The 22,100-nt window shown below is 66.6% G+C and carries 17 protein-coding genes; 15 read left to right on the forward strand and 2 right to left on the reverse strand.

The window, feature by feature from the left end; genetic code table 11:
* Positions 1-4: 4 nt before the first annotated feature.
* Genes QTI17_RS01945 through QTI17_RS01955 form a run of 3 tightly spaced genes read left to right on the forward strand, consistent with a single transcriptional unit; the run spans position 5 to position 2,746 of the window.
* The gene (locus QTI17_RS01945; RefSeq protein WP_286530689.1) at positions 5-772 is read left to right on the forward strand and encodes an SDR family NAD(P)-dependent oxidoreductase; all 768 of its coding nucleotides are present in this window, start codon (positions 5-7) and stop codon (positions 770-772) included.
* Positions 773-791: 19 nt separating this feature from the next.
* Positions 792-2,015 (forward strand): SDR family NAD(P)-dependent oxidoreductase, encoded by a 1,224-nt coding sequence (locus QTI17_RS01950; protein ID WP_286530690.1) that lies wholly within the window; start codon positions 792-794, stop codon positions 2,013-2,015.
* On the forward strand, positions 2,012-2,746 hold the full coding sequence (locus QTI17_RS01955; RefSeq protein ID WP_286530692.1) for a carboxymuconolactone decarboxylase family protein: 735 nt from the start codon (positions 2,012-2,014) through the stop codon (positions 2,744-2,746). Before QTI17_RS01950 ends, QTI17_RS01955 begins: the two co-directional genes overlap by 4 nt.
* Before the next feature lie 21 nt (positions 2,747-2,767).
* On the opposite strand, the gene QTI17_RS01960 is transcribed toward QTI17_RS01955, so the two are convergent.
* Together QTI17_RS01960 and QTI17_RS01965 are read right to left on the reverse strand one after the other, a co-directional pair.
* The gene (locus QTI17_RS01960) at positions 2,768-3,148 is read right to left on the reverse strand and encodes a nuclear transport factor 2 family protein (RefSeq protein WP_286530693.1); all 381 of its coding nucleotides are present in this window, start codon (positions 3,146-3,148) and stop codon (positions 2,768-2,770) included.
* A gap of 10 nt (positions 3,149-3,158) precedes the next feature.
* Complete coding sequence (locus QTI17_RS01965; protein WP_286530694.1) at positions 3,159-3,923, reverse strand: SDR family oxidoreductase; 765 nt, start codon at positions 3,921-3,923, stop codon at positions 3,159-3,161.
* Positions 3,924-4,031: 108 nt separating this feature from the next.
* Between QTI17_RS01965 and QTI17_RS01970 the strand changes: the two genes are divergently transcribed.
* From QTI17_RS01970 to QTI17_RS02025, 12 genes are all read left to right on the forward strand, one after another.
* Complete coding sequence (locus QTI17_RS01970) at positions 4,032-4,946, forward strand: LysR family transcriptional regulator (protein ID WP_286530695.1); 915 nt, start codon at positions 4,032-4,034, stop codon at positions 4,944-4,946.
* A 137-nt stretch (positions 4,947-5,083) separates the two neighbouring features.
* Positions 5,084-5,392 carry a hypothetical protein gene (locus tag QTI17_RS01975; RefSeq protein ID WP_286530696.1) on the forward strand — a complete coding sequence of 103 codons (309 nt, stop codon included), beginning with the start codon at positions 5,084-5,086 and terminating at the stop codon, positions 5,390-5,392.
* Positions 5,393-5,554: 162 nt separating this feature from the next.
* Positions 5,555-9,679, forward strand: coding sequence for an ATP-binding protein (locus QTI17_RS01980; protein WP_286530697.1), 4,125 nt, complete (start codon positions 5,555-5,557; stop codon positions 9,677-9,679).
* Between the two features lie 47 nt (positions 9,680-9,726).
* Positions 9,727-11,466, forward strand: coding sequence for a cytochrome P450 family protein (locus tag QTI17_RS01985; protein WP_286530699.1), 1,740 nt, complete (start codon positions 9,727-9,729; stop codon positions 11,464-11,466).
* On the forward strand, positions 11,463-14,960 hold the full coding sequence (locus QTI17_RS01990) for a patatin-like phospholipase family protein (RefSeq protein WP_286530700.1): 3,498 nt from the start codon (positions 11,463-11,465) through the stop codon (positions 14,958-14,960). Before QTI17_RS01985 ends, QTI17_RS01990 begins: the two co-directional genes overlap by 4 nt.
* A 74-nt stretch (positions 14,961-15,034) precedes the next feature.
* Positions 15,035-15,427 carry a hypothetical protein gene (locus QTI17_RS01995; RefSeq protein WP_286530701.1) on the forward strand — a complete coding sequence of 131 codons (393 nt, stop codon included), beginning with the start codon at positions 15,035-15,037 and terminating at the stop codon, positions 15,425-15,427.
* 81 nt (positions 15,428-15,508) lie between these two features.
* Complete coding sequence (locus QTI17_RS02000; RefSeq protein ID WP_286530702.1) at positions 15,509-16,111, forward strand: nuclear transport factor 2 family protein; 603 nt, start codon at positions 15,509-15,511, stop codon at positions 16,109-16,111.
* A 198-nt stretch (positions 16,112-16,309) separates the two neighbouring features.
* Positions 16,310-17,344: a LacI family DNA-binding transcriptional regulator gene (locus QTI17_RS02005; RefSeq protein ID WP_286530703.1), complete on the forward strand. Its 1,035-nt coding sequence runs from the start codon at positions 16,310-16,312 to the stop codon at positions 17,342-17,344.
* A gap of 24 nt (positions 17,345-17,368) precedes the next feature.
* A complete protein-coding gene (locus QTI17_RS02010; RefSeq protein ID WP_286530704.1) occupies positions 17,369-18,979 on the forward strand; it encodes an FAD-dependent oxidoreductase in 1,611 nt (536 codons plus the stop codon).
* Positions 18,980-19,022: 43 nt separating this feature from the next.
* Positions 19,023-20,294 (forward strand): ABC transporter substrate-binding protein, encoded by a 1,272-nt coding sequence (locus QTI17_RS02015; RefSeq protein ID WP_286530705.1) that lies wholly within the window; start codon positions 19,023-19,025, stop codon positions 20,292-20,294.
* Between the two features lie 37 nt (positions 20,295-20,331).
* On the forward strand, positions 20,332-21,267 hold the full coding sequence (locus QTI17_RS02020) for a carbohydrate ABC transporter permease (protein ID WP_286530706.1): 936 nt from the start codon (positions 20,332-20,334) through the stop codon (positions 21,265-21,267).
* On the forward strand, positions 21,257-22,099 hold the full coding sequence (locus QTI17_RS02025; protein WP_286520878.1) for a carbohydrate ABC transporter permease: 843 nt from the start codon (positions 21,257-21,259) through the stop codon (positions 22,097-22,099). Before QTI17_RS02020 ends, QTI17_RS02025 begins: the two co-directional genes overlap by 11 nt.
* Position 22,100 lies beyond the last annotated feature (1 nt).

The following is a 22,100-nucleotide window of genomic DNA, read 5'->3' on the forward strand; positions in this document are numbered from 1 at the left end:
AGGAATGCGAATGAACCAGGATCTGCTCGGCCGCGTGGCCCTCATCACCGGCGCCGGCGCCGGCATCGGCCGCGAAACCGCGCTGCAGATGGCCGCCCGAGGCGCCATCGTCTGCGTCAACGACCTCAAGGAAGAACTGGTCATGCCGGTGGTGGACGAGATCCGCTCGCGCGGCGGCCAGGCCCATGCCGTGGTGCAGAACATCGCCAGCCGCGAAGGCATCCGCGAGGCCATCCAGCGCGCGCATGCGCAGGGCGGCGGACGCTTCGACATCCTGGTGAACAACGCCGCCTGGGTGCGCTACCAGGCCATCCCCGAGATCATGTCCGAGACGGTGGAGCGCATGCTGGACGTGGGCTTCAAGTCCGTCATCTGGAGCCTGCAGGAGGCGGTGGCCCTGATGGACCCCGAACGCGGCGGCGCGATCGTGAACGTGGCGTCGGTCGCGGCCCTGCGCTCGGCCGCCAACTCGGTGGTCTATTCCGGCATCAAGGCGGGCATCCTGGGAATCACCCGCGCCGCGGCCGCCGAGCTGGGCGCGCGCAACATCCGCGTCAACGCCGTCTGCCCGTCGGCCGTTCCGACCGAAGGCACGCAGCGCAACCGCAATGCCGAGCGCGACGCCAACCGCATCGCCCGCACGCCGATGGGCCGCCTGGGCACGGTGGAGGATATCGCCCGCAGCATCTGCTTCCTGGCCAGCGACGATGCGGCCTTCGTCACGGCCCAGGCGCTGGTGGTGGATGGCGGCATCACGCTGACCAACATCTGAGACGCGGGCGGTGTCGCGGATGCAGACCGTCCTGATCACCGGTGCGGCTTCCGGCATCGGACGAGACACCGCACGGCTGTTCGCCGGCGCGGGCTGGCAATGCGTGCTGGTCGACCACAACGCACCGGCCTTGCAGCAGCTGGGTCGCAGCCTGCCAGCGCCGGCCTCCGCCCCGCATCAGCTGCGCGCCGTCGACCTGACCGACCCGGTGCAGATCGCATCCCTCGGCGATGACACGCCCCGGCTGGATGCGATCCTCAACAACGCCGGCATGTCGGACGCCTCCAACACGCCCCTGGCCGAGCAGGACGCGGCGCAGATGGCACGCTTGCTGGCGCTCAACCTGGCAGCGCCGGCGGCGGTGGTCGATGCCTGCGGACCGCTGCTGAAGCCGGGCGCGCGCATCGTGAACGTCGCATCGGGCGCCGGCCTGCATGCCATTCCCTGGCGCGGCGCCTACAGCCCGAGCAAGGCGGGACTCATCGCCCAGAGCCTGGCGCTGGCGCAAGCGCGGCCCGACCTGTGCGTGACGGTGCTGGCGCCGGGATTCGTCCGCACCGAACTGGTGGACGGACTGATCCAGGCCGGCCGCCTCAAGCCCGAGGGCGCCCTGGGCAAGATCCCGCTCGGCCGCATGGCCGCGCCCGAAGAGATGGCGCAGGCGCTGTACTTCCTGGCCAGTTCCGGTGCTGCGCCGCTGCGCGGCCAGATCCTTGCCGTCAATGGCGGCTCGTCGCTCCATGGCGGCAGCCAGCCCTTGCCGCCCGCGACGCTGCAGCCGCTGCCGCTGGACACGCCCTTGCAACTGGAGGTCTGCGGCGGTGAGGGCGAAGCCTGGCAAGGGGTGGCGCCGACGGCGGCCGTGCAGCCGCACTATGCGGCCTGCCTCGATCTGTCGCCGCTGCACTGCGCATCGGCCGGCGTGCTGCAGGCCGTGCATGCAGCCGCTGCACGTTTCGCCGCGCGCTACACGCAGCAGGCCAGCCTCACCCTGCTGCTGCCCTCGGCACAGCCGCGCCGCTGGCAGGATGCAGGCGACGGGGCCGCGGCTCGAATGATGGTCTCGACCCTCGCCTGCGAGTGGGGCAGCCGCGCCCTGCGCATCAATGCGCTGGAAGTGCCGAGCGGCGTCGATCCGCAGACGCTGCATCCGCTGCTGCGCTTCGTCTGCGGATCGGCCGCGCAGTACCTGACCGGTCAAACGCTGGTCTGCAGCGCGGCCGCGCCGGGGACGCCGCGATGAGCGATCCCGAACGCGCGCGGATCAAGGCGTACTTCATGGCCGAGCGCGGCTATTGGCGCCCCTGGACCGAGACCATGCTCGACGCCTGCCCCGGCTTCGTGCAGCACTACGCGCGCTACGCCGGCCATCCCGCGCGCTCGGGGCCGCTGAGCGAACGCATGGTGGAGTTGATCTACGTGGCGCTCGACACGTCGTCGTCGCATTTGTTCGAGGCCGGCCTGCAGACCCACATGAAGCGGGCGCTCGAGGTCGGCGCGAGCCGGGCCGACATCTTCGACGTGCTGCACCTGGTGGCCGTGCAGGGCATCGCCCGCGTGGGCCAGGCCGCCGACATCCTGGGCGAGTTCATCGACCTCGGCGGGGTGCCGGCCATCGATGAAAAGCTCCAGGTCCGGATCGACAGGCTCGGTGCCCCGCACGCCCTCGCCCTGCGCGGCGTGGCACGACTCGACCCCGGCTATGCCGAGGTGCTGCTCGACTTCGTCGAGCAAGGCGGCCCCGGCACCGGGCTGAGCCTGGCGGAGCGCAGCCTGGTGCAGCTGGCGTTGCATGCGTGCTTCACGGCCTTCGACCCGGATGCGATCCGGCGGATCGTGCCCACGGCCCTGTCGCAAGGCCTGGCAGCCGCCGAACTGCTGCAGGCCATCCAGTTGGGGGCGCATCTGGCGGTGCATGGCACCGCACTGGGCGCCAACGTCTACCGGCAAGTGTCGGGAACGGCTGCAGAGTGAAGATGGCAGTGCCCCGCGCGTTCAGTCCTTGCTGAATGCCCGCGCTGCCTCCGCCGTGTCCAGTGCTTCGCGAAGCAGCTTGATTTTTCCTCCCTCGGCAATCAGCAGGCCGGCATAGGTTTGGCTATAGAGCTTGCCGGTGTCGATCACGTGTGCCTCGACGGCGTATTCGCCGAACACCCTGTCGGGCGTATCGATCCACAACTTGAAGTCCTTGAATCGGAAGTCCGGTATTTTCGCCAGCAGCCCGGAGATCAGCTTCTCGATGGCCGCACGCCCCTGGGCGTGTGCCTTGACCGTTGGAAGTTCGAGCACGCCGTCCTCCGCAAAGAGGGCTGCGGCTGCGGCCGGGGTGCGGATGCCGGCTTGATAGGCCTCGAGCAATTCGAGAGCGGTCTTCATGATGGCTGCCTCAGACCTGGGCCATGCCGCCATCGGCGAAGAGCTCGATGCCGTTGATGAAGGACGAGTCGTCCGAGGCGAGGAAGACCGCTGCCTTGGCCACATCGTCGGGTTGCCCGATGCGCCCGACGGGAATTTGCGAGGTCAGGTAGTCGAGCAGCCCTTGCTGCTGCGTGGCGTCCGGCCCGGCAAGGTCGACCAGGCCCGGCGTGTGGATCGGCCCTGGCGACAGCGTGTTGACGCGGATCGCACGGCCTTTGAGGTCCAGCACCCAGCTGCGGGCGAGGTTCCGGACCGCTGCCTTGGTGGCGCTGTAGATGCTGAAGTTCGCGGTGCCCGAGATGCCTGTCGTCGAGCCGGCCAGGATGACGGACGCACCGTTTGCCGCCTTGTCGAGCAGCGGCAACGCCTTCTGCACCGTGAACACCACACCTTTGACATTGCGATCGAAGGTCTGGTCGAAGTGCGCCTCGGTGATCGCCCCCAGCGGCAGCATCTCGCCGCCGCCTGCGTTGGCGTACAGCACGTCGATGCGGCCATGCTGCGACCCGACCATCTCGTACAGGCGATCCAGGTCGTCGAGCCGGGTCGAGTCGGCCTGCACACCGATCGCCCTGGCGCCGATGGCGGCCACGGCCGCGTCGAGCTCGGCCTGGCGGCGGCCCGTGATGTAGACGAATGCGCCTTCCGACGCGAAGGCCTTGGCGGCGGCCAGGCCGATGCCGGTGGTGCCGCCTGTGATGACTGCGACCTTTTCAGAGAGTTTGTTGCCCATGTCTGGCTCCGATGTGTTGAGGTGAGCGAAGCTTATTAAGTTCACACGAATGAATAAATATGACAATCTTGACTTGTTAATTCACATATCTGAATAATCAGCCGCACCATGGACCAACTCCTTGCCTTGCGCGTCTTCGTGCGGATCGCCGAGTCGGGCACGTTCTCGAAGGCTGCGGATTCGATGAACATTCCGCGCCCGACCGTGACCAAGCTCGTGCAGGACCTCGAGCGCCACCTCGCCACGAAGCTGCTGCATCGGACGACGCGGCGGGTCAGCGTGACGCCGGAGGGCGCGGCCTACTACGAGCGCGCCACGCGCCTCATCGGCGACCTCGACGAGATGGACGAAAGCGCCGGCCGCGCACGGGCTCAGCCGCGCGGCCGCATCCGCGTCGACGTCGGCTCGGTGCTGGCCAACATGATCCTGATCCCGGCGCTGCCGGGCTTTCGTGCGCGCCATCCGGAGCTGCACATCGACCTGGGTGTCAGCGATCGGCCGATCGACCTGATCGGCGAAGGGGTCGACTGCGTGATTCGCGGCGGCGAACTGGCCGACACGTCTCTGGTCGCGCGACGCATTGCCGACCTCGATTGGGTCACCTGCGCGAGCCCTCTCTACCTCGGCGCGCGTGGCGTCCCGAAGCATCCTTCGGAGCTGCTGCCCCGCGAGCGGGGACACGCCATCGCCGGCTACTTCTCGTCACTGACCGGCCGGGCCTTCCCGCTCGAGTTCCGCAAGGGCGACGAGCAGATCCTGGTGCAAGGGCAGGTCGTCGTCGCGGTCAACGAGAGCACGGCTCACCTGAGCGCGTTGCTCGCGGGCGTCGGCCTGGGGCAGGCGTTCAAGTTCATGGTCTCGCCGCACCTCCAGAGCGGAAGGCTTCGCACCGTGCTCGACGACTGGCGCCGTCCGCGGCAACCGCTTCACGTGCTCTATCCGAGCAACCGGCATCTGAGTGCCAAGACCCGGCTGTTCGTCGACTGGGTGGCGGAAGTTTTTGCGCCGTTCGACGACCGCTGAGACAGGTCGAGCTCCGCCGGGGTCCAGCCGAATGGCCGCCGCCATCGTGTGGGCGGCGCGCGACAAGATGCCAAGGCTTTTGCATTGCGTGTGAAATTGCTCGCGCGCCACTGCCGCGCGCACCGCACAATTTCGACATGTCCAGCCATCGCCTGCCGCCGCTCTATCGCCACGCCTGGTGGCTGCCGGGCGCGTGCTCTGCTCTCGCGGTGACCTTGGCGGCTGCTGCGCTTCATCCGAGCGAGCAAAGCGTCCTTCTGGCTGTCGCGATCCTGTGCGCCCTCCCCTGGTCGCTGGCCCTTCTGCTCCTCGACCTGAGCCATGGATTCGCAGATCGTGCGGCACTGGTCGTCTCGCTGGGTCTGTTCGCGAACGCGATCCTGATCTGGGTGTTCACGGCATTCCTGCGTGCGCGCTTGCTCCGCCGTCTTCTGAACGAGCCCTGAGTCGTCGCGGCGCCATTCATGCGCCGGGCCGTCACAAAAACGAGTCGGCCATTCGGCCGAGTGTCAACCTACGTTTGTAGGTTGACAGCAACTATCCGCCTGCCGACCATGCGCAGGTTGGCCGAATAATGTCACACCGCCTCGCCGTGAGGAAAGGACGTCATGTCTACGACCTCCGAAGCCGCGTCGCTCTATCTCGCCGTGCTGCCAGCCAGTAACGGTCTGGCGGTGTCACTCACGGATCTCCATCTCGTTGTCAGGCTGGATACCGTCGGGGTGCACGGCGATGTGCTGGCACACCTTCAGTGCCAGGTGACGCAGCTTCACGCGGCGAGCGGCCAGCCTGATCGCGATGAGCCCGGCCTGCGAGAATTCGGCCAGCGCCTGCTGTCGACCCTGCTGCCTGCCAGCATCGCCGCATTCCTGCGCGAGGCGCCAATGTGCCAGCTCACGATCCAGGTCGACGCCTCGCTGCTTTGGGTGCCATGGGAACTGGGCTGGGACGGCGAGAAATTCCTGGGTGAGCGCTTCCGGCTTTGCAGACGCATCGTCTCGACTGCGGGCCCGCTCGGCACGCCGCAACGACGCACACCCCAGAGCGGCGGACTTAGAGTGCTGATCGTCGCGGACTGCAGACGTAACAAGACCCGGACGACGACCATGCCCTGGCTCAACACGCGCTTGCGCAGCATGGCGAGCCTGACCGTGAGCACGGTCCATTCCAGCGACATGGGGCGCGACGAACTGCTGAGGCTGATCGGAGCCAACGATGTCGTGCACTGCATGGGAACCCTGTCCACACGCCCATCCGTCGAAGGCGCAGTCAGCTGGCCATGCGAACCGCACGCACTCGACCTGGGCAGCATCGCGTCGCTGCAGACGCCGCCGCGATTGATTGTTTCGCAAGGCGATACGTCTGCTCAGGACCTCAGTCCTGGCCTGGCACTGGCGCAAGCCGCCAGCGCGCTCGGACTGAACCTGCTGTCCTGCGAGTCGGCGGACACGGCCTATGGCCAAGCCTTCATGGAAGAGCTTTACGGTGGGCTGCAGCGGGGCGCGGCGCTCGCCGAGGCTGTGCGCTCGGCGCGCGCCCGGCTCCTGGCTACCGATGGCGGTGTGGCATTGGCGAAGCTGCGGCCCGAACTCTATGGCGACGGCGGCGCCGTGCTCAAGGAGCGCCGCACGCCCGCCGACGACACGCTGCGCCAAGTGACAATCATGTCGATCGACTTGGTTGAATCCACGCGCCTGCTGTCGCTGCTCGGCGCGGAAAAGTACAGCGAGCTGCTCAGCCATTACCACGAGCGCTGCACGGAGATCCTTCGTTCCTTCGGCGGCGTGCCGGACGACTTCCAGGGTGACGACGGCGCCATGTGCTACTTCGGCGTGCCAGTCGCCAGCGAGGACGCGGCCGCGCAATCACTGCGCGCCGCCCTCCAACTCGTCGATGCCGTGCGGGACCTGGGGTTGGGTATCCGCGTCGGGGTGTGCACCGGCGAAGTGGTGGTGCGCAATGGGCAGCCTATCGGCTCGGCGGTCCACTTGGCCGCCAGACTCCAGGCCGTGGCTGCACCGGGCACCGTGGCGGTCAGCGAGTCGACACGGCGTATCGTCAAGGACCGCTTCCAGTTTCAGCCGCTGGAGCAAATCGGGTTACTCAAGGGCTTCGACCACGAGCAAGTGTTTCACCGCCTGATAGGGCCCGCCGCAGTAGGTGGACCCGGGTCATCGTCGGGCATCACCGGCCCCGCCTTGACGCCGATGGTCGGACGCGGCGAAGAACTCCAAATGCTGCAGGAGCACTGGGTGGCGGTGAGAGCAGGTTCGCAGAGACTGGTGCGAATCCTCGGCGAGGCAGGCATCGGCAAGTCCCGCCTGGTGCGCGAATTCAAGCAGTTTCTCACGGATTCGGGCCACGAGGTCTTCGAGAGTCGCTGCTCGCAGGAGCATGCGAACAGTGCCTTCCATCCGCTGGTCGAATCGTTGCGCCATGAGATCGGCGTCGGCAGCGACGCGTCCGGCGATGCACTCCTGCAGCGCCTGCGCGAAATGATGTCGAACAGCCGTCCACTCGACGAAGCCGCGACCGCGCTGCTGGCCGACCTGCTCGCACTACCGGTGCCCATGCGACATCCGGTGCTTGAGCAAAGCGCGGAACGTCGCCGCCAACTCACTGTTGACCTGCTGGTCGCCTTGGCGCGTCAACGTATCAGCCTGGCGCCCGGCTGTTGGCTCGTAGAGGACATTCATTGGCTCGACCCCTCCACCGCGGAATTCCTGGATCGTCTGGCGATGGCCACGCGCGACCTGCCGCTGCTCATCCTCGTGACCGCGCGCTCCGACGTCGAATTGCGCTGGCAGCCCCGTCTCGCAGTCCACGAAGCTGAGCTGAAGGGCCTGTCGCCCGAACAGTCCCGCACCATGGTCAACCGCGCGAGCGGCGAGCGGCGATTGCCCGGCGAGATCGTTCAGCTGATCACAGCTCGGGCCGACGGCGTCCCGCTATTCATCGAAGAATCCACTCGCATGATGGTCGACCTCGGCGACGGCACCGACGACCTCGATCCGCGCGCCCTGCCGGTTCCCGCCACCGTGCTGGACCTGCTCACCACAAGGCTGGACAGGCTGGGCGGCGCCAGGCTGGTGGCCCAGATAGGCGGCACCATCGGGCGCGAGTTCCCGCTGCCGCTGCTTCAGGCCGTGATGCAGCATCCGGAATCGCCCATCGAGATGCGCGAGTTCGAGAAGCCGCTGGCCGAGTTGGTGCGCGCTGGCATGCTGGTCGCCAAGGACGGCGAAGGTACGCGTTTCGCCTTCAGGCATGCGTTGATGCGCGATGCTGCCTACGGCTCCCTGCTGGAGCGCGACCGCCAGGCGCTGCACCAGGTGATCGCGACCGTCATCGTCGATGGTTTCGACGAGATGGTGCAGCGCCAACCCGAGCTGCTCGCCTTCCACTACACCGAGGCGGGCATGGATGCGGAGGCACTGCGCTATTGGGACGCGGCGGTCCGGAAATCGGCCTCGCGGTCGGCGCATGTCGAGGCCATCGCGTACGTTGGCAGCGCGCTCTCGGTGCTGGCGCGCATGCCGGTGGGCGAAGAGCGCTCGCGGCAGGAACTGCGCATGCAACTGGTGCTTGCGGCCCGCCTTATCGCCACCCGGGGCTACGGCGCCGAGCGAGTGGAACGTGCCTATGTCAGGGCCATGGAGCTTGCCAGGCTGCTGCGGGACGAGGTCGCTGTCATGCGAGTCCTGCTCGGGCTGGAGAGCTATCACTTCATGCGCGCGGACTTCGAAAGGGCGCGCTCGTACGCACTTGATGCCGCCGAGCGAGCAAACCGCACGGGCGGGGCTATTCAGCGAATTCAGACGCAATGGGCCCTCGCAAACATCCGGATGCACCAGGGTGAGATGGCTCAGGCGGTGCGCGAGATGGATGACTGCCGCGCCGCGTATGAGCGGCTCGAGCATCGGTCCGAGGCCGTGCAGGACCCAGGCGTCATGTGCATGTGCTATTCGGCGTGGTCCCTTTGGGAACTGGGCTTTCCGGACGAGGCTTTGGCCCGGGCGACGACGGTCACAGCTCACGCGGAGCGGCTCGAGCATCGGTTCAGCATGGGCGAGGCGTTCGGCTTCAGAGCCGCTGTTCAGCACTTCCGGGGTGAGAACAAGGCTGCGCTGGTGTCTGCCGATCGCGCAGTTCAGGTCTGCGAGGATGGCGGCTTCACGGTATGGCTCGCCCACGCACGAGTGATGCGCGGCCGAATTCTTGCCGATCTGGGTGAGCCCGAGGCCGGCGTTGAAGAGATGCGGCAAGGCTACGCACTCTGGGCCAACTCTGGCGCGGTCGTCACCACTCCCTTCTACCTGACGCTGCGCGCGGAGGGGGAGATGCTGTGCCGGCGCCTGGATGAAGCCTGGGCTCTGCTCGAGCAGGCATTGGCTGTTGTGACGCGCACGGGCGAGCGCTATTACGAAGCGGAGATCCGTCGCCTCTTGGGCCGGTTGGCCGCGCAACGCCCAGGACTTCATGGGGCGGACCCGGCAGCGGAGGCCGAGGCTTGGCTGATGCAGGCCCTGGCGTGCGCACGCCAGCGCGAGCTGGCATCACTTCACCTGCGGGCAGCCACCGACTTGGCACGGCTGTGGCAATCGCAGGGTCGAAAAAGAAAGCAGGCCATCGACCTGCTCGACGGCGCAAGGCGCTGGATTCAAGGGGGCGAAGGAACACGCGATCTGGTCGATGCGGGAGCCTGTCTCGAGAGACTGCATGCCTTGCACTGAGGGAACAGAGAAGACGCACGGCCGGATGGCCGGTATGGGAGGGAAACATGACTGCGAACCAACTCCTCGGGATCCGAAGCGAAGGCAATGCGCTAAGGCAGAACCGCTTGCTATTCGATGCGCTGCGCGACGACACGGCACGAGAGGCGCTTTATGAAGAACTAAGACAGGACCGTTTTCGACCCCTTGCGTTCAAAAGCGTGATCCGCCACGGAGGGGGCAGCTCAAGCTGGCCAGACGTGCCAGCCTTTCTGCTGACTTCGGCCAAGGACGTGTCGAAGGCCCTCCAGCATGGCAGCGTCAAGCCGTACTCGGAACTGGACAGCGGTGGACGCTTCATGCTGGGGTTGGACGACCGGTGCCCTCACATGCGCCAGAGGCAGAACGGATTGGAGGCACTCGATTTCGATGCGCATGTCCTCGACAAGTGCGCCTGCGAGGCGGTCGTCCGCGCGATGGTACTGCCCACCAAGAACCGCGAGTTCGACCTCGTGACCGACGTGGCCGAGCAGGCAGCCGTGCGATACATTGCCATCCTGTTCGGGCTGAGGGCCAAGTCGCATGTCCTGCTCGAACGGGCCATGCGTGCCGGCTACATCCGCCTCACCTTCCAGATCATCGGCCGCCATTTCGTGTCCGACGACGGACTGCCCCCTTCGGAATCGAAGCTGGCCGTCGAGCTTCGCGACAAGCTGGAAGCAGACCTGAAAAAGGCCGTCGAAGGGACTGCCGTGCCGGAGTGGTGGGATCACAAACTTCTCCGGGCTGCACCGGCAGCGGTGCACCTTGGCCAACTCTATCGGGACGACCCAGAGATGGCGCGCGTGGTGGTCAAGGGTCTCATGGCGGGCACTGTCGGAAACATCACGTCGGCCATTGCCAACGTCTTCGACCACTTCTTTCGCGCACAGGCCGATGGCAGCTTCCTGGTCGACGAAGCCTCTGCGCTGGCACGGCGCAAGGATGGCACGAGGCAGCTCAACGACTTGATCCGCGAAGCCCTCCGTCTGCAGCCGGCCGCGCCGTTCCTGGCTCGCACGACGCTCGAACCGATGGCATTCGGCGAAGGCGGTGCCACGGTGCAGGTGCCGGCCGGTGCTGAACTGTTGCTCGCGATGGGCGCAGAAACCCCCATCGATCTCGACCTCATGTTCGGTGGCAACCTGCAGGACAAGGAGTATCCGCACAGCTGCGTCGGACGCCACCTGGCCTGGCCGCTTGTCGAGCGGGTGGTGCGTGAGGTGCTCCTGCTGCCGGGACTGACCCGTCGCCTCGATCCGGACACTCGCGAGGTCATGCCACCGGTCAGGCGATGGGGTGCGATCTGGGAGAGCTTTCCGCTCCAATTCCAACGCGACCGGCGGCTCAACCAGCAGCCCTTGCTTTTCGTGCTGAAGATCAAGGAGCCGGTGGCCGAAAACGCTCAGAAGCTCATGCGACTCACGCGCGCCGGTGCCGCCGTCGTGGAGCGCGCACTGCAGGATGCCAGCAACGTGCACTTCGCTTGGTTCATGCTGATCGAGAACAGCACGCACCTGGCCTTCTTCACGGTCTATGACGGCGATTTCGATGCCTATGTCGAGCACTTCGCGCTCAAAGTCCCTCTGTTCGACAAGCAGTTCGAATTTCTCGAGGATGCGCCGCCGACGCCGATTCAGAAGTTTCCGAAGGAGTTCGTCGACACCATTCGCAAGTACAACCGGAAGCCCTTGGCCGGCTACTTCTACAGCGCCTACCCGCGCTCCAGCGTCGCCGACATCCACAACGAAGGACTGGCGCAGTCATGAGCGCCGATGTACTTTCGCCGGAACTGAAGGGCGAGGTGCAGAGCCTCGCCCTGACTGGGTTCGACGACATGTGCGTGCGGCACCTCCTTCTGCAGGTGCGGGATCCGGGTCAGGCTCGCAGCTTCATTGGCGAACTTGTGAACGGAAATCTGGTCGCTTTCGGCGAGAGGGACCGGCCCGGCGAGGTCGCGGCATGCAAGGTCAACCTCGGCTTCAGCCACGAGGGATTCGTGGCGCTCGGCGCACCGACCGCCCTGCTCGCACACCTGAAGGACAAGTCGCCCGCCTTCTGCGAAGGTGCGGTCCGGCGCGCCAGTCAGCGCCTGGGAGACACGGGAGCAAGTGCGCCGGACCGATGGAATCCCGTCTTTCAGACTGATCGGGCGCACACATGGATCTCCATCCACGGTCCTACGGCTGAACGGATCGACGAAACCGTGGCCGCGATGCGCTCGATTCCCTCCTCGGCGGGGCTGGAGGGCTGGGATGATCCCGGTCTTCGCGGTGAGCACATCGTGGAGATGCAAGGGCTCAAGAAAGTCAAGAAGGTCCACTTCGGCTTTCGCGACGGCATCACCAAGCCTCGCATCGACGGACAGAAGCACAGTCCGAGGCCCGGCGAACTCCTGATGGGGTACTTGAACAACGACAAGGTCGACCTCTGGACGTCGCCGCAAGAAACCAGCGCCGAGTTGTCCGAATTCCTGCGCCACGGCAGCTTCGGAGTGTTGCGGCAGATCCGACAGTTGGAGCTCGCGTTGGACACCTTTCTCAGAGAACGGGCTCGCGATCTCAAAGACGAGCATCCCTGGATCGCGCCGGACTACCTGAAAGCGAAAATGTGCGGTCGCTGGCCCGACGGCCAACCCGTCGTTCCACTCGGTCAGAGCCCGTCGCCGATTCAGGATGAGTCGCAGCTGCAGGCCATCAACTTCAAGAACGATCCCGAAGGACTGGGTTGTCCATTTGGTGCTCACATCCGCCGCGCCAATCCGCGCACCGATGCGATCGTGCCGAAGGATCTGAGCATCCATACCCTATTCCGCCGTGGCGTTCCCTATGGAAGGCCCGTCGATCTGGAGAACGAGAGACTCCAGAACAGCGAAGTCGATCGCGGGTTGTTGGGGGTGTTCTTCTGCGCGCGCATCGAAGATCAGTTCGAGCGTCTCATCTCGGAATGGATCGAGAAGAATCCCATGGGGCCGCCCAATCGTGGCCGTTCGAAGGATCCGCTGGCAGGGCAGCACGACGAGCCGGACGCTGCGTTCATCATTCCCCTGCCGGATCGCGATCCTATCGAGTTGAAGGGATTCCAGCCATTCGTGCAGACACGGGGGACGCTGTATGCCATGTTCCCGAGCCAGCAGGCGCTGCGCGCAATGTCCGGATGGAGCCAGGACACCGTCGAACCGCAGGCACATGCACAGGAACAGGCAAAGGTGTCTGCACCGGCCCAGCGCCAGTCTGCTGCCGCGAAAGTGCCCCCTGGGGCGGCCGCGATGGCCGCGCATACCGCGGGTCCATCGGCGGCCACAGCGGCAGACCCTGTCGATCCCGACTTCATGGATGTGCCGGCGGACCGCTTCTGCGACGTCGTAATGGAAGGCGGCATCACAAGCGGCGTCATCTATGCCTCCGCCGCAGTCGAACTGGGTCGACACTACCGTATCCGCAACATCGGCGGCAGTTCGATCGGCGCATTTGCCGCCGCGCTGGCAGCCGCGGCGGAATTCCGGCGCCGCAACGGTTCCGGCGAGGGCTTCGCGCGCTTCGGGGAGCTGCCACAGAAGCTTGCGGAGACAGACGATGGAAAGACACTGCTGGAACGTTTGTTCGTGCCGAGCAACAAGACCCGCCGGCTGTTCAGCATCTTCCACGCGTCGCTGGAGCGGTCGAGCGTTGCTTCGTTGCTGTTTCACGGCCTTGGTGCCGCGCTTTCGCAGTACCGCCGACCGGTGTTTTGGACCACCTTCCTTCTGCTGGTGCTGACATTGGCAGGGCCCGCATCGACTCTGGCCACCTGCGCCTGGGGTCAAGCAGTTCCGTCCTGCCTGTTCGGCTTTGGGTCTTGGGCCATGGCACTTCTGTTGGCGGCGCTGGTCGGCATCGTTGGCGCGCTGCTGGCTGGCATCGCTTGGGATCTCGCCCACGGGCTCGTGCCCAACGGGTTCGGGCTATGCCGAGGCTGGAGCCCCGATTCGAACATCACCACCGTGGACCTGGCCGCATACCTTCACGGGGCCATCCAGGAGGTGGCAGGCCGCCATCCGATCGACGATCCGCCACTGACCTTCCAAGACCTCTGGGACGCGCCCGGCGCGGCGGCGCAGGCCATGGGCTTCAAGGTGCATGGCGCGGATGCCGCGCGCTCCATCAACCTGGAGGTCTATGCCAGCAACCTGGCGCACAGCCGCCCCTACCGATTCCCATTGGAGGAGACCGAAGACATGGGAAGGCTGTTCTTTCGCACAGAGCAAATGGAGGAGTACTTTCCGAAGGGAATCGTCCAGTACATGCGCGCATTTGCGAAGAGCTACGAAAAGAGAAGCGAGGCCGATCCGTCGAAGGAGTTGATCGGTCCCGGCTACTTCGAGCTTCCGGTCGGGCAATTGCCCGTCGTGGTCGCAGTCCGGCTGGCCATGAGCTTTCCGCTGCTGATCTCGGCAGTGCCACTGCATGCCATCGACCACGCTCGCCGGAGCATGCAACCGTGCTGGATGTCCGATGGGGGGCTGTGCTCCAACTTCCCGATCCACCTGTTCGACAGCTTCGTGCCCAAGTGGCCAACATTCGGTATCTCGCTGCAGGAGCGCCACGAGCAAAGCAAGTCAGACAGCACATCCAACGTCTGGCTACCAGAGTTTCATACCAGTGGCCGGGGCGAGATCTGGGACCGCGGGCCCACCGAGAGCCGCTCCGGACTTGGAAAGGTCGGCGCGTTCTTGGTCAGCCTCTGGAAGACCACCTGGCGATGGAACGACAACACCATGATGCGCATGCCGGGCGTGCGCGACCGCGTGGTTCGTGTCTATCTCGAGAAGGATGAAGGCGGGGTCAATATACGCATGAAGTCAGACAAGATCACACGACTAAGCGACCGCTACGGCAAGGCGGCCGCCAAGGCGTTCATCGAGAAGTTCGAGACGCCGGACAGCGTCGGCTGGCAGGAGCATCGCTGGGTGCGCTTCTGCTGCATGACGCTTTCGCTGAGGAACCGCGTGATGGGTATCGGCGAAGCAATCCGCCTGAACCGGCACACCATGCCGATGGAAGAGCAGATTGAACAGGCATTGAAGGTCAAACCGCTCTCAAAACCGGACCGTCGCGACCGGATCTGGCCGTCTGAGACGCCGCTTACGCCAGAACAGGCCAAGGAGCTACAGGACCAACTCGACGCCCTCTGCGCCCTGGAAGACGCCTTTGCAGGGGCCGGCGACCACAAGCCCTACCGTGCCATTCCCCGGCCCAACATGCGCATCCGGCATCCGACTTAGTCCGGATGCAGCAGCATGGATGACGAATGAGGGTCCGGCGCGCCTTCGCTGGCTACGAAGACCGAGCGGGGCCTTTGCTGAACATCCAAGCGTTCTGGAACGTCAAACTGAGAGTCCGCGCCGGCCTCAGCCGAACACCACAAACGGATGATGCGCAGGAAGACCAGAAGCCCTATGTTCGCCCGGTGCGGCAAGTGAATTGCTTGGCCGTGCATCCTCGCAACGATTTAACGCGAAAGGAGCGCCCCATGGAGTTCACCGCTACGGATCACGATCTCAGAGTCGACTACAAGCTGTCCGGGAAAATCTACAACGAGCATCCCAAAGACATCGAGGCCGCCAGGGACGCAAAGCCGCATCACCCCGTCACCGCGGATCCTTTCGACTCGGAGGTGATATTGAAAGGAAAAACCTGGGTGTTGCCAGCGGGTGCCGAGGTCATTAGAAAGGTTGTCCTGTCCACTTAGCGGACGGGCACGCCTCGCGGACAAGCCCGGCTTCGCGCCAACACGCTGAGGCAACCCTTGTCCGACCGACCGGAGTATCGAATGACCAACGAACTGACCGACCGCCTCGCCATCCGCGATCTCATCGAGAACTGGGCCGTCTGGCGCGACGCAGGCGACTGGGAGCGGTTCGCCACCGTGTGGCACGACGACGGCGTCATGAACGCGACCTGGTTCCAGGGCCCGGCCTCCGAATTCATCCGGGTGACGAAGGAGGGCTGGGCCAAGGGGGTCAGCATCCTGCACTTCCTCGGCGGGACTTCTATCGACCTGGCCGGCGATCGCGCCATCGCGCAGACGAAGATGACGATCTCGCAGCGCGGCGATGTGCAAGGCGTCGCCTGCGACGTGGTCTGCACGGGACGCTTCTACGACTTCGTCGAGAAGCGCAACGGCCGCTGGGGCGTCGTCGTTCGTCAGCCGATCTACGAGAAGGACCGTGTGGATCCGATCGACCCGAGCGCCAGGCTCGAAATCGACCAGGCTGCCATCTCGAAGTTTCCGGCCGGCTATCGGCACCTGGCCTATATCCAGACGCAGATCGGCTACCAGGTCAAGCTCGACATGCCACAACTGGAGGGAGCCGAAGTCGAAAAGCTGTACGCCCGCGGCAAGGCATGGCTCGCCGGCAAGCCGCTCACATGATCATGGAATTCGAGGGCGGCCAGGTGGTTCGGGACACGCAGTCCTTCGGCGCGCCGTTCGAGCCGAGCCCCTCGCGCGCCCAGTGGGTCGAGCGGATGCGCTGAGGGGCGGGTAATCCCTGCGCTTGATTGCGCCCAATTCCACGCATCTTTTGCTGATAATGCGGATTAGCAATCTAGTCATACGCATCAGCATCTCATGCCCGCCAGCCGCCGCCTGACCCAGCAAGACATCGCCAAGCTCGCAGGCGTGAGCCAGGCGACCGTGTCGCTGGTCCTCAATGGCGCCGACAACGCGCTGGCGCGCATTCCGCCCGAGACCCGGGAGCGGGTGCAGAAGATCATTCGCGAGACCGGCTACGTGCCCGATCCGATCGCGCGCCGGATGGCCAAGGGGTCGAACCGGATCCTGGGCGTGTTCACCTACGAGCCGGCTTTCCCGAATGCGCACGCCGACTTCTTCCTGCCCTTCCTGTTCGGCATCGAGGAGGAAGCGCAAGCGCGCGGCTACGACCTGCTGCTGCTGACCGGCACCGGCCAAGGCCCGAACCGCAAGCTGTTCGCCGAGGAGAGCCGGCTGCGCATCGCCGACGGCTGCATCGTGCTGGGCAAGACCTTCGATCGGGCGGAACTCGCGCGGCTGGTGGCGGGCGACTATCCCTTCGTGGCCATCGGCCGGCGCGAGGATGCGGGCGGCCCCGTGCCCTTCGTCGGCGGCGACTACGCCACGGCCACCGGCGCGCTGGTGCGGCAGGCGCGCGAACTGGGGCACCGGCGCCTGGCCTGGCTCGGGTCGAACGGCCCGGCCGAATCGCCGCAGGACCGCTGGCGGGGCTTCACCGCGGCACTTGGCGACGACATGGAGCTCGTGCTGCGATTGCCCGACCCGCCGGCCGACGATGGCCAGGCGCTCGATGCCTTGCTGGCCAGTGGCGCGACCGCGGCCTTCTGCGTCGAACTGGCCGATGCCGTGCGCCTCGAGCGCGCCGCCAGGGCACGCGGGCTGGGGCTGCCGGCGGATCTCTCGCTGGTCGCGCTGGGCTCGCACATCCGCACCGAAGGCAGCGGCACGCGCTTCGCCTCGTTCGCGATTCCGCGCGAGGAGATGGGCCGCCAGGCCACCGCAATGCTGGTGCGCCGCGTCGAGGGCGGCACGGCGCAGGCAGTGCAGCAGGTGCTGCTGCCCTGCGAGCCGATCCGCGGCGACACCCTCGGCCCCGCGAAGCCGTCCTGAACCCATCCATTGGAACGACACAGCATGCGAGAACTGAAGACGGACATCCTGGTGGTCGGCGGCGGCCTCGGCGGCGTGGCAGCGGCGCTGGGCGCGCTGGAGGCCGGCCGCACGGTGGTGATGAGCGAGGCGTACGACTGGATCGGCGGCCAGCTCACCAGCCAGGCGGTGCCGCCGGACGAGCACAGCTGGGTCGAGCGGTTCGGCGTCACGCGCCGCTACCGCGCGCTGCGCGACGGCATCCGGCGCTACTACCGCGACCACTATCCGCTCACCGCGGCCAGCCGCGCATGGGACGAGCTCAACCCGGGCGCGGGCTGGGTCAGCCGCCTCTGCGCCGAGCCGCGCGTCGGCCTGGCGGTGCTGGAAGCCATGCTGGCGCCCCATCGCGGCGCAGGCCGCCTGACAGTGCTGCAACCCTACCGCCCCGTCTCGGCCGACACCCAGGGCGACACGGTCCGCGCCGTGACGCTGCGCCATCGCGACACCGCCGACGAGATCACGGTAGAAGCCGCCTTCGTGATCGACGCGACCGAACTGGGCGACCTGCTGCCGCTCGCCGGCTGCGACTACGCCACCGGCTTCGAAAGCCGGGCCGACACCGGCGAGCCGAGCGCGCCGCCCGAGGCCCAGCCGCACAACGTGCAGGCGGTGTCGATCTGCTTCGCGATCGACCACGTAGCCGGCGACCACACCATCGACAAGCCAAGCAACTACGATTTCTGGCGCAGCTACCAGCCGCACTTCTGGGGCGGGCCGCTGCTGGGCTTCAAGGCGCCGAACCCGCGTACCCTTGAGATCAGCGAGCGCTCCTTCACGCCCAACCCGGACGACGACCCGCTGCAGGTCGATGCCGACCAGCGCAAGAGCGGCGGCGACCAGAACCTGTGGACCTTCAGGCGCATCGCGGCGCGGCGCAACTTCGTGCCGGGCGCCTACGCCTCCGACATCTGCCTGGTGAACTGGCCCATGATCGACTACATGGAGGGCACGATCATCGACGTGCCCGAGGCCGAGCAGGCGCGCCACCTGCAGTCGGCGGCCGAGTTGTCGCGGTCGGTCTTCTACTGGCTGCAGACCGAGGCGCCGCGCGTCGACGGCGGCACCGGCTTCCCCGGGCTGCGGCTGCGCGGCGACGTCACGGGCACCTCGCACGGCCTGGCCATGGCGCCCTACATCCGGGAGAGCCGCCGCATCCTGGGCGTCACGCGGATCGTCGAGCAGGACCTGTCGCATGCCGTGCGCGGCGACCAGGGCGCCGTGCGCTACCGCGACAGCGTCGGCATCGGCATGTACCGCATCGACCTGCACCCCTCGACCGGCGGTGACAACTACATCGACGTGCCCTCCTGTCCCTTCGAGATCCCGCTCGGCGCCTTGCTGCCGCGCCGCATCACCAACCTGCTGGCCGGCGGCAAGAACATCGCCACCACCCACATCACCAACGGCTGCCTGCGGCTGCACCCGGTGGAGTGGAACGTCGGCGAGGTGGCCGGGATGCTGGCCGCTCATTGCCTGGCCCATGCCACCACGCCGCACGCGGTGCAGGCCGACGACGCGCGGCTCGCCACCTTCCAGGCCATGCTGGCGCGCGCCGGCGTCGAGACGCGCTGGCCCGACGTGCGCGCCTACTGAAACTTCGACCGCTTCGCAGACCCGACCGAGGAGACCCAGCACCATGTTCCATTGCAAGACCTTCGCGAGCTTCCGTGCCATCGCCGGCGGCCTCGCCCTGTCGCTGGCCCTGGCGGCCGGCGCGGCGGCCGAGACCCGGCTGCGCATGACCATCTGGAGCGCCAACGAGGCGCACCTGAAGCTCTTCAACGGCATCGCGGAGGGCTTCAAGAAGGAGAACCCCGACGTCACGGTCAGCTTCGAATCGCTGCCGTTCGAGAACTACACGACCGCCCTGACGACCCAGATCGCCGGCGGCAACGCACCCGACATGGCCTGGATCTTCGAGACCGCCGCCTTCGACTTCGTCAACTCCGGCGCACTGCTGCCGCTGACCAAGCCGCTGGCCGCCACGCCGGGCTACAACCTCGGCGAGCTCAGCCCGGCGGCCACCGAGCGCTGGTCGAAGGAGGACGGCGTGCTCTACGCCTACCCCTTCTCGACCTCGCCGTTCGCGGTGTTCGTCAACAACGACCTGATCCGCAAGGCCGGCGCCAAGACCCCGGCCGAGCTGATCGCCGCCGGCCAGTGGACCTGGCCGCAGGCGATCGCGACCGCGCAGGCGGTGGCGCAAACCGGCAAGGGCGGCCTGGTGGTGCGCGACTTCAACTACCAGGCCTGGCAGTACCTGTCTTCGGTCTGGAACGCCTGGGGCGCGGCGCCCTGGAGCGCCGACGGCAAGCGCTGCACGCTGGCCGACAAGCCGATGGTCGATGCGCTGGGCTTCATCCACGACGCGATCTTCGTCAAGAAGGCGATGCCCGGGCCGGGGCAGAACGTCGACTTCTTCGCCGGCGACGCCGCGATGACGATCACGCAGATCAGCCGCGCCTCGCTGCTGCCCAAGGACAAGCGCTTCGACTGGGACCTGGTGCCGCTGCCCAAGGGCCCGACGGGCGACTACGCGATCGTCGGCCAGGCCGGCATCGGCGTGCTGCAGTCGGGCAAGAACCCGGCCGCGGCGGCCGCGTTCGTGGCCTACATGACCAACCCGGAGAACTCGGCCAGGCTGGCGCAGTTCTTCCCCTCGGCGCGCAAGTCGCTGCTCAACGCCGAAGTGCTCGGCAAGACCAACGCCCTGCTCTCGCCGGCGCAGCTCGACCGGGTCGTGGTCGCGGGCATCGCGACCGGCAAGGTGATGCCGGCGCACACCGACTTCGCGCGGCTGCAGCAGATGGTGCGCGCCGGCCTCGATGCCGTGTGGCAGCCGAAGGCCGACATCCCGGCCGCGACGCGCGCGATCTGCGCGCAGATCGCGCCGCTGCTCGCGCAGTAGGGCGCAGCCCGCCAGCACCCGCCGCCCAGTCCACGCCATGGCCCGCCGATCCGTTTCCGCTGCCGAGCCGCCCCCGGCCGCGCCCCGGCCGTTCTGGACCATCGCACGGCGCGACACTGCGGCCGGCCTCCTGTTCGTCGCGCCGCAGCTGGCGGGCACGCTGGTCTTCATGCTGGTGCCGCTGGTGCTGGTCTTCTGGTACTCACTGCACGAGTGGAACGTGCTGGCCAACACCTTCCGCTACACCGGTGCCCGGAACTACGAACTGCTGTCGAGCGACCCCAGCCTGCCCGGCGTGCTGCTGGCCTCGGCACTGTTCTCGGCCGGGCTGGTGGTCCTGAACATGAGCCTGGCACTGCTGCTGGCCGTTCTGCTGAACCAGAAGCTCGCCGGCATCGCGGTGTTCCGCACCCTGTTCTTCTCGCCGGTGGTGGTGTCGCTGGTCGCCTGGACCATCGTCTGGGGCTTCCTGCTGCAGCACAACGGCGGCATCAACGGCACGCTCAGGCTGCTGGGCATCGAAGGGCCGAACTGGCTGCGCACCCCCGCCACCGCGATGCTCTCGGTGATCGTGGTGCAGGTGTTCAAGAACGTGGGGCTCAACATGGTGCTGTTCCTGGCCGCGCTGCAGGGCGTGCCGCGCGAGCTGTACGAAGCCGCGCGCATCGATGGCGCGACGCGCTGGCGGCAGTTCCGCCGCATCACGCTGCCGCTCATCAGCCCCACCATCCTGCTGACCTCCATCATCACCATCGTCGGCTCGCTGCAGGTGTTCGCGCAGATCGCGGTGCTGACGCAAGGCGGGCCCGGCGTGTCGACCACGGTGCTGGTGTACTACCTGTACCAGCAGACCTTCCAGTTCCATCGCTTCGGCTACGGCTCGACGCTGGCGATCCTGCTGTTCGCGATCGTCGCGCTGCTGACGCTGGCCCAGTGGCAGCTGCGCAAGAGGTTCGTCTTCCATGAACGGTGAGATCTCCGCCCGCATGAAGGTCGCGCTGTACGGACTGCTGTGCGTGCTGCTGATTCCCTTCGTGTTCCCGACCTGGTGGATGCTGACCTCGTCGCTGAAGCCGATCAGCGACATCTTCGTGTTTCCGCCACAGCTTTTTCCGACCCACCCGGACTGGAGCAGCTACGCACAGGTGTTCACGGTCCAGCCTTTCGCGCAGCAGTACTGGAACTCGGCCTGGATCGCGGCCGTCGTGACGGCCGCCACGCTCGCCATCTCGTCGATGGCCGGCTATGCCTTCGCGCGCATCCGCTTCCCGGGCGCCAACGCCTTGTTCATCGTCGTGCTGACCGGGCTGCTGATCCCTTCCGAAGTGACGATCGTGCCGCTGTTCCGGATGTTCCTGAAGCTCGGCTGGGTCAACACCCACTGGCCGCTGGTGCTGATTCCGGTCTTCGGTGCGCCCAGCGTGTTCGCGACCTTCGTGATGCGCCAGTTCTTCATCGCCCTGCCGGCGGAACTGGAAGAAGCCGCGCGGGTGGACGGCCTCGGGCGCTTCAGGATCTTCCGCACCATCGCGCTGCCGCTGGCGCGGCCGGCCCTGGCGTCGGTGGCGATCTTCACCTTTCTCCACAGCTGGAACCTGTACCTGGAGCCGATCGTGTTCCTGTCGACGCCGTCCAAGTTCACGCTGCCGCAGGCGCTCACGCAGTACACCGATGCCTACGGCGGGCCGATGTGGAACATCCAGCTGGCCGCGGCGACGCTCACCGCGCTGCCGGTGCTGATCGTCTTCGTGCTGGCACAGAAGCAGTTCGTCGAAGGCCTGGCCCACACGGGACTCAAAGGCTGAG

This window comes from Variovorax sp. J31P179 (assembly GCF_030316985.1).
GTDB lineage: Bacteria > Pseudomonadota > Gammaproteobacteria > Burkholderiales > Burkholderiaceae_C > Variovorax > Variovorax ginsengisoli_B.

What these genes read in the sequence shown, in the direction of transcription:
- QTI17_RS01945 (WP_286530689.1), top strand. Translation starts at nt 5, where the DNA reads ATGCGAATGAACCAGGATCTGCTCGGCCGCGTGGCCCTCATCACCGGC.
- QTI17_RS01950 (WP_286530690.1), top strand. Translation starts at nt 792, where the DNA reads ATGCAGACCGTCCTGATCACCGGTGCGGCTTCCGGCATCGGACGAGAC.
- QTI17_RS01955 (WP_286530692.1), top strand. Translation starts at nt 2,012, where the DNA reads ATGAGCGATCCCGAACGCGCGCGGATCAAGGCGTACTTCATGGCCGAG.
- QTI17_RS01960 (WP_286530693.1), bottom strand. Translation starts at nt 3,148, where the DNA reads ATGAAGACCGCTCTCGAATTGCTCGAGGCCTATCAAGCCGGCATCCGC.
- QTI17_RS01965 (WP_286530694.1), bottom strand. Translation starts at nt 3,923, where the DNA reads ATGGGCAACAAACTCTCTGAAAAGGTCGCAGTCATCACAGGCGGCACC.
- QTI17_RS01970 (WP_286530695.1), top strand. Translation starts at nt 4,032, where the DNA reads ATGGACCAACTCCTTGCCTTGCGCGTCTTCGTGCGGATCGCCGAGTCG.
- QTI17_RS01975 (WP_286530696.1), top strand. Translation starts at nt 5,084, where the DNA reads ATGTCCAGCCATCGCCTGCCGCCGCTCTATCGCCACGCCTGGTGGCTG.
- QTI17_RS01980 (WP_286530697.1), top strand. Translation starts at nt 5,555, where the DNA reads ATGTCTACGACCTCCGAAGCCGCGTCGCTCTATCTCGCCGTGCTGCCA.
- QTI17_RS01985 (WP_286530699.1), top strand. Translation starts at nt 9,727, where the DNA reads ATGACTGCGAACCAACTCCTCGGGATCCGAAGCGAAGGCAATGCGCTA.
- QTI17_RS01990 (WP_286530700.1), top strand. Translation starts at nt 11,463, where the DNA reads ATGAGCGCCGATGTACTTTCGCCGGAACTGAAGGGCGAGGTGCAGAGC.
- QTI17_RS02000 (WP_286530702.1), top strand. Translation starts at nt 15,509, where the DNA reads ATGACCAACGAACTGACCGACCGCCTCGCCATCCGCGATCTCATCGAG.
- QTI17_RS02005 (WP_286530703.1), top strand. Translation starts at nt 16,310, where the DNA reads ATGCCCGCCAGCCGCCGCCTGACCCAGCAAGACATCGCCAAGCTCGCA.
- QTI17_RS02010 (WP_286530704.1), top strand. Translation starts at nt 17,369, where the DNA reads ATGCGAGAACTGAAGACGGACATCCTGGTGGTCGGCGGCGGCCTCGGC.
- QTI17_RS02015 (WP_286530705.1), top strand. Translation starts at nt 19,023, where the DNA reads ATGTTCCATTGCAAGACCTTCGCGAGCTTCCGTGCCATCGCCGGCGGC.
- QTI17_RS02020 (WP_286530706.1), top strand. Translation starts at nt 20,332, where the DNA reads ATGGCCCGCCGATCCGTTTCCGCTGCCGAGCCGCCCCCGGCCGCGCCC.
- QTI17_RS02025 (WP_286520878.1), top strand. Translation starts at nt 21,257, where the DNA reads ATGAACGGTGAGATCTCCGCCCGCATGAAGGTCGCGCTGTACGGACTG.